This window comes from Marinobacterium sp. xm-a-152, assembly GCF_013282965.1.
GTDB lineage: Bacteria > Pseudomonadota > Gammaproteobacteria > Pseudomonadales > Balneatricaceae > Marinobacterium_E.
The window spans coordinates 86972-93819 of the sequence record NZ_WBYI01000013.1 but is presented as its reverse complement, the minus strand read 5'-3'; the positions used below and the strand labels follow the sequence as shown (position 1 = coordinate 93819).

Annotated in this window: 7 protein-coding genes; all 7 read left to right on the top strand. The window is 48.8% G+C overall.

What is annotated here, in order from left to right; genetic code table 11:
* On the top strand, nucleotides 1-968 hold a 968-nt coding region (locus tag XMA152_RS12125; protein WP_217364042.1), incomplete at its 5' end, for an Ig-like domain-containing protein.
* A 1127-nt stretch (nucleotides 969-2095) separates the two neighbouring features.
* Entirely contained in the window at nucleotides 2096-2896 is an 801-nt protein-coding gene (locus XMA152_RS12120; protein ID WP_173483743.1) for a DsbA family protein, read from the top strand.
* Nucleotides 2896-4287: a multicopper oxidase family protein gene (locus XMA152_RS12115; protein ID WP_254448318.1), complete on the top strand. Its 1392-nt coding sequence runs from the start codon at nucleotides 2896-2898 to the stop codon at nucleotides 4285-4287. The genes XMA152_RS12120 and XMA152_RS12115 overlap by 1 nt, the downstream gene beginning before the upstream one ends.
* 10 nt (nucleotides 4288-4297) lie before the next feature.
* Nucleotides 4298-5023, top strand: a complete 726-nt coding sequence (locus XMA152_RS12110) for a cytochrome c biogenesis CcdA family protein (RefSeq protein WP_173483742.1) — start codon at nucleotides 4298-4300, stop codon at nucleotides 5021-5023.
* A gap of 42 nt (nucleotides 5024-5065) precedes the next feature.
* On the top strand, nucleotides 5066-5479 hold the full coding sequence (locus tag XMA152_RS12105; protein ID WP_173483741.1) for a cytochrome c: 414 nt from the start codon (nucleotides 5066-5068) through the stop codon (nucleotides 5477-5479).
* 37 nt (nucleotides 5480-5516) lie between these two features.
* On the top strand, nucleotides 5517-5864 hold the full coding sequence (locus XMA152_RS12100) for a copper resistance CopC family protein (protein WP_217362121.1): 348 nt from the start codon (nucleotides 5517-5519) through the stop codon (nucleotides 5862-5864).
* Between the two features lie 49 nt (nucleotides 5865-5913).
* Nucleotides 5914-6807 carry a copper resistance D family protein gene (locus XMA152_RS12095; RefSeq protein ID WP_173483740.1) on the top strand — a complete coding sequence of 298 codons (894 nt, stop codon included), beginning with the start codon at nucleotides 5914-5916 and terminating at the stop codon, nucleotides 6805-6807.
* Nucleotides 6808-6848 lie beyond the last annotated feature (41 nt).

Here is a 6848-nt window from a genome sequence, read left to right as displayed (position 1 = left end):
CTTTCACCAACCTTGTCGATGTAGACGGTACGATTACATCTACGACCTACCAGTGGCAGATTTCGGATGATGGCAGTAGCGTATGGACGGACCTAACGGATGAGATTGACGCGACCTACACCATCGCCTCGGATCAGAGCCAGGTCGGCAAGTATCTGCGCGTTGTGGCCACCACCACCGATGCATTAGGCGGTGAGACCACCTTTACCAGCGCTGCGAGTTCGGCCATTGCTAACGTGGATGATCCTACACAAGTAATTTCGGGTACGAGTGGATCTGGTACTGAGGGGACTCATGCGATTACAGGTATTCTCTCTGTCACAGACGAAGACGGGCTGACCGATGGCAGTTACTTTTCATTACATGCGAACCCGTCAAACGGCACCGCTTCAATTGATTCAATATCAGGCGCTTGGAGCTATACCCCAACTGCGAACTTCAACGGTAACGATAGCTTTGTAGTGACCATTACCGATGACGCGGGTTATACCGCTACTCAAATCATTAGTATTAACGTTGTCCCGGATACCATTCCAATTTTTACAACGAATCAGCAACTACTCACCCAAGGTTCTGCAGTTATAAATGCGGCCGATGGTGCACAGTACATTTCTGATCTGACAGAGCTCCGGGCAATAGATCAAAAAGTAACTGGGAGTGTTCAAATCTCTACGGACTCGGCCGTTACCATTAGTGACGTAATTTCTCAGCTACGCCACATAGTCGGCTTAACTGAGCTATCTGGGTTCGAGAAAGCAGCGGCAGATAATGACGGCAATGGTGATATTACGATAAGCGATGTTATATCTTCACTAAGGATCATCGTCGGACTGACTGATGCACCGGACGCACGCATTGTAGATGAAAACGGCAACAGCGAGTTTATATTTGATTCTCGGATAACAGAACTCTACGTAGTTGCACCTGGCGACTCTGATTTATCGTGGAGCCTACCGGAATTGCTTTAAGGCAAGGTATCGGACTTTTGCGTAAATAAGTCCTGATTCGTTATGCTCTGTTATGCAAGTCACGCAACGGACGCCCCAGTAACATATTGAATTTAATGGAATTTATACTTCCATGTGATTATTGAAAATCCTCGTGTCGGTGGTTCGATTCCGCCTCGAGGCACCATCTCATTTCAATTAAGCCATGTAAATCAAATGATTACGTGGCTTTTTTGTTTCTGATACCGTAAATAATACCGTTTTTGTGATTGGTTTTTAGAGGGCTTTACTGGACTTCTGAGGACTTCGACACGCCCTGCCCTTCTGGATTCAAACCAAGCAAATACTTGGTTAGAAGAGAGGGCTGATTTAAAAGATCTGCGAGAGCTCCTGAAAGCTCCTCTACCGCAGAATATGCTTGTTAGAGCAATAAATCCTTCAATCAATAATAGTCGGCTTAAAGAGGCTCCTAGTTACCTTAACGGCAGCCAAGAGATTGTAGTATTCAGCTGACTGTTGGGAGGCGGCTCACGACCCTTCTTAGCCATATCGTGTCTTTTGCTGGCCGGCTAGTTTTGGCCCTACTTGGACCGTTAGCATTATCTAATGTATCGGTTAAGCAGACGTTTTTATGGATAAATAAGACAAGTTGAACCCTTTGGTATCTCATAAGTTCAGCAGTTCAGTTTTCAGTCAGATTTATAGCTTTATAATCAAAAAGAACTGTTTTATTCAGATGTATACGTATTTACTAGAGTGATGAAGCTGCTTATTTCTACATTGTTGTCATTTTTGCTGTTGGGATTTGGCTCACTGAGCACAGCTGATGTGTCTAGTGTAGAAATGACTGAGATGATGTCGTCATCTCTTCATATGAGTCAGCACGCTGGGCAGCATGGCTGTTGTAATCAACAATCACCTAGGTGCTCCTCCGTCTGCACCAGCCTGATTGCTACAACTCTACTTCCCGTTGATTCGCGCATCAGCTTAGCTGATGTGCCGTCCTTCCTAACTTCAGTGCCCTCGACACTCTCCGGGCATTATTTGATAACTGTCCCTCCGCCGCGCTCATAACTCCGAAATTTATATATTTCTAAGTAGTAACTGTCGACGTGTGTCGGCGCTTTTCTATTATTCGGAGAATATTGATGAACCGTTTTTTAAAGCCCGTGCTATATAGCTTGGTGGTTTTATCTGTAGCGATTACCCCCGTATACGCAATCGATAACAGCGATGAAATCGAACGTATAGTTGATCAGCGCATCAGCGAGTATCTAAATAGCGATGACTTTGACAGAGTGGTTGAAGCATCAATCAATCGCTACATTGCTAAACAGAATGAGGCGAGAGCAGATCGAGAACGTCAGGCGTTGGAGCAAGCAGCCAAGAATCTAGCAGCTGTAGATCCTGCTAGGGATCACATTCGCGGACGTGAGGATGCGGACTTTACGCTGATTGAGTACTCCGATTACGAGTGTCCTTTCTGTAAACGATTTCATACTACTGCGATCGAGTTTATCGAGAAACATCCAGACGTAAACTGGGTGTATCGACACTTCCCGCTCGATTTCCATAACCCGGGTGCCCAAGCTCAGGCTGAAGCGTCTGAATGTGCGGCTGCGGTGGGCGGATCTGATGCGTTTTGGCAGTTTTCAGACCTTATCTATGAACGAACGACCTCCAACGGGAAAGGTTTCCCTGTAGAGAACCTGGTTCCACTTGCTGAAGAGATCGGGCTGGATCGTGGCGCTTTTATCGCTTGTATAACCGAAAGACGATTCACAGACAAAGTCGAGGCAGACTACCAGAACGGCGTGGTGTCAGGCGTGAGCGGAACGCCGGGTAATTTCTTGCGGGATAATCGTAACGGTAATGTGATTCCAGTCAGTGGCGCACAGCCTCTGCAAAAACTGGAACAAATACTTGCTCAGATGAAAGAGGCTCGCTGATGAAGCTGAACCGCAGAGACTTTGTGCGCCTAGCGGCCATGAGCGTATTCGCTCAGCCCGTTCTGGCTGTGCTTCAGTCAGTCACAGAGGTGCGTCGTTTTCGGTTGGAGTTAAGGCCCGAGCAGCGGAATTGGATTCCTGAATCAGAGATGCCTGTTGATCTCTGGGGGCTAAGCGATACCCAATTAACCATCACACAAGGGGAACCGGTGGAGATTGAGGTGGTCAATCAACTCCCCGAGCCCACCACTCTTCATTGGCACGGATTACGAATTGAAAACGCAATGGATGGTGTGAGTGGTTTGACCCAGGAGCCGATTCCACCCGGCGGCACGTTTACCTATCGCTTTACGCCCGAAGATGCCGGAACCTTCTGGGCGCATTCGCATCACAAAACGTACGAACAGTTGGCTCGGGGGCTATACCTTCCCGTAGTCGTAGAAGAGAAGATGGCCTCAGATACCGATCAGGATATCCTAATGGTTATCGATGACTGGCGCTTGAACAATGAAGGGCAACTGGATACGGAGAGTCTTGGGAGTCTTCATGAGTGGGCGCACGGTGGTCGGCTAGGCAACTTTCTGACGATCAATAAAGAGGTACAGCCAAGCTTTACCGTAAAAGCAGGATCACGCGTGCGTTTACGGCTACTGAACACCGCAAATGCGCGCATCTTTGCTGTCGATCTGCCGGAAGTTCCTGCTTGGATCCTAGCCAAAGACGGTCAGCCGCTTGCTAACTTGATGCAAGTTACACAAACGTTGGTGATGGCACCGGCCGAGCGATACGATCTTATCTTGGATATTCCCAGAGATGCAGAAGGCCAGCTATCCGTGACGATGCCCACGGATAGAGCTCCCATCGAGATGGCCTATCTTCAGGTAGAGGGTTTGCATGAATCGAAGCGAGTGCAGTCTCCCAACCGCTTACCGGCTAACCCTATAGACGAGATATCACCCGATCAAATGCCGGATCACAAGGTGGTGCTCGACATGACTGGCGGAGCCATGGGCTCAATGACTCAGGCTGTCTATAACGGGGAGCAGATGAGTATGCAGGAGTTGATCCAGCACAAGCAGATCTGGGCGTTCAACGGTGTGGCAAACCGACCGCTTGAACCCTTACTTGAGGCGCGCTCGGGTGAACTGGTTGAGATAGAGATTATCAACAACACCGGTTGGGCACATGGCATGCATCTGCATGGACACCATTTCAAAGCTGATCTGGCGCGATACAACCCCGATTTGTGGCATGACACGCTGCTGATGGATAGCGGTGAATCAGCCCGAATTCGCTTTGTTGCGGGTAAGCCCGGTAGCTGGCTGCTTCATTGTCACATGATAGAGCATCAGGCGGCGGGCATGGTTAGCTGGATCAAAGTGATTGGTTGAGGGAGATGTAATGGAAAACCTCACCCAATTAGGCGTGCTGGCCGCCTTTACCGGCGGAATTATATCCTTCCTATCACCCTGTACGCTGCCGCTCGTGCCCGGCTACCTCTCATTTGTTGCAGGTTCTGGCGACAAAAGCCACTCCGAGCACCACTGGCCTCATATGGTGCTTAGCCTGTTTTTTGTGATGGGCTTCTCTATCGTATTTGTATCCTTAGGTGCCAGTACCAGTTTTCTGGGACAGATGCTTACCGAGTATCGATACGAGGCCAACCTCGTCGGAGGTAGTTTGGTTATCGTATTTGGGCTTTTCATGACAGGAGTTCTAAAGCTGAGCTGGTTGTACCGTGATATTCGACTGCATCCTGTGATCCGCTCAGCAAACCCAACGACAGCCTTTATATTGGGAATCTCGTTTGCGTTGGGTTGGACTCCATGCATTGGTCCAATATTGGCAGTTATTCTCACCCTGAGTTCTTTAAATGCTGATCCTCAGGGTGCTGTGATTCTTCTGACATTTTATGCGCTTGGGCTCGCTATACCGTTTCTGCTGGTTGCGATGTTTATGGGTACCTTTAAAAAGAGGATGGCTCGCTTAGCGCGATTCAGTCGTCATCTTTACGTTGGTGCCGGTATCACAATGGTGATTATGGGGATTGCCATGGTTACCGGGCGGTTGACGCTCTTTGCGGTTTGGGTGATGGATGCGTTCCCGGTTTTAGGCACCGTCGGATAATTTCATACAACAACTTAGGAAATAAATAAGAGAAAAATTAACATGAACACTAAACAGCTATTCAAGAATCTTTTTTTCACCGCCGCATTAGGCGTGAGCGCGATGGCCAATGCGGACCATCGCGACGGGCATGTTAACGTGACCGTCGGGGAACTTTCGGGCCGTGCTGAATTTGGGCAGAAAGTCTTTAACGGTACCTGTGCAGCCTGTCACGGGGAGAACGGTTCAGGCTCACAGAAGGGACCGCCACTCATTCATGATATCTATAATCCCGGACACCACTCCAATCAGGCGATAGTGAATGCAATCAAGCACGGCGTCCGAGCGCATCATTGGCCATACGGAGATATGCCTGCTCAGGAGAAAATTGGATTTGCAGAAACCATGGCCGTGATCGAATTTATTCGCGAGGTTCAGACACAAAATGGCGTGGAGCGTCGGGCACACAATATGTAATTGGCGGGTACATCCAAACTAAATCAGGAGAACAGAGATGAAACGATTGAAATTATTGCTTTTAAGCTCAGCTATGGTGCTGTCTACCAACCTATTCGCGCATGGCGTTATGCATGAAACCTTTCCGGCCAATGGCGCGTCAATGTCGGCGCCGACAGATCGTGTAGAGCTGACCTTCAAGAATCCTACGAAGCTGATCAGTATCAAAGTACTCGACTCAAATGAGAACTCCGTACCGGTTAACTTTGCGCGTTCGACGGAAGCAGGGACTCACTTTGAGTCGATGTTTCAAGCACTACAACCCGGTAGTTATACCGTTCAATGGAAGGCCATGGGTGAGGATGGGCATATGATGAAGGGAGATTTTGGATTTAAGCAGGAGTAACTCTACAAAGTAGGGTAGCCATAAGAAAGCTAGTAAAGGGAGTTAACGTATGGAATTGATTGTTTGGGACGGTCTTGTTTTTGGTACGCGCTGGTTACTTTATCTCGGCGCTGCGGCCGCGATTGGTGGTTCAGCCAGTCTGTGGATGATGCAGCAACAGATTGTGCTCAGACCGGTGCTGATGCGCTATTCCCTGATAGCGACGCTGTTAGCGGTCAGTGCTGCGATTCTGCATTTTCTGGTCCGGGTGGGCGAGGCCTATGACGAAGGCTTAAGCGGGATGTTCGATCCCGATATGATCGGATTTATGTGGGAGTCGCCGCTGGGTGAAGCACTGTTTCTAAGAAGCATCGGTTTGCTAATGATTCTTGCAGGTCTTCTGTTTCTAGCATTAGTTCGCAGCGGGAACCGTGAGCAACGTATTGAGCTTGGATTGATTGAAGGGCTCTTTGTGCTGGCCGGTATGGTGCTTATGGCGCTTTCCTTCAGTGAGGCAGGGCATGCAGTTGAACAACATCTGGTTTTTCAGCTTGTCCTGGCGGTGCATGTCGTTTTAACGGCCTGGTGGATGGGCTCGCTCTATCCGCTATGGTTGGCCTGTCATCGCCTGGAATTTAGCGAAGCGTACCGGTTACTTGATCGTTTCGGTCAGCTAGCAGTAACGGCTGTGCTATTGCTGCTTGCCGGTGGCGTATACATGAGCTACCAGCTGACTGGCTGGGCGAATCTATTTACCAGCGATTATGGCATTTTACTTCTGGTTAAAGTCGCTCTGGTGGCGGTCATCTTATCGCTGGCCGCGATTCATAAACTGGTCTTGGTACCCCGGCTTCAACACACTCAGGATGCGGGTGTATTGAAGCGTTCTATCTTTTTGGAGAAGATTATCGGAGCATCAATCTTTGCAATAACAACTGTTTTAACCACTTTAGTGGGACTGTAATTCCCCCGAAAAATAATTGGGGTTTTAAGTAGAGCGTTTTA

Bases quoted from the DNA above. Each gene is read 5' to 3' on its own strand.
- XMA152_RS12115 (WP_254448318.1), top strand. From the start codon at position 2,896: ATGAAGCTGAACCGCAGAGACTTTGTGCGCCTAGCGGCCATGAGCGTA.
- XMA152_RS12110 (WP_173483742.1), top strand. From the start codon at position 4,298: ATGGAAAACCTCACCCAATTAGGCGTGCTGGCCGCCTTTACCGGCGGA.
- XMA152_RS12100 (WP_217362121.1), top strand. From the start codon at position 5,517: ATGAAACGATTGAAATTATTGCTTTTAAGCTCAGCTATGGTGCTGTCT.
- XMA152_RS12095 (WP_173483740.1), top strand. From the start codon at position 5,914: ATGGAATTGATTGTTTGGGACGGTCTTGTTTTTGGTACGCGCTGGTTA.
- XMA152_RS12105 (WP_173483741.1), top strand. From the start codon at position 5,066: ATGAACACTAAACAGCTATTCAAGAATCTTTTTTTCACCGCCGCATTA.
- XMA152_RS12120 (WP_173483743.1), top strand. From the start codon at position 2,096: ATGAACCGTTTTTTAAAGCCCGTGCTATATAGCTTGGTGGTTTTATCT.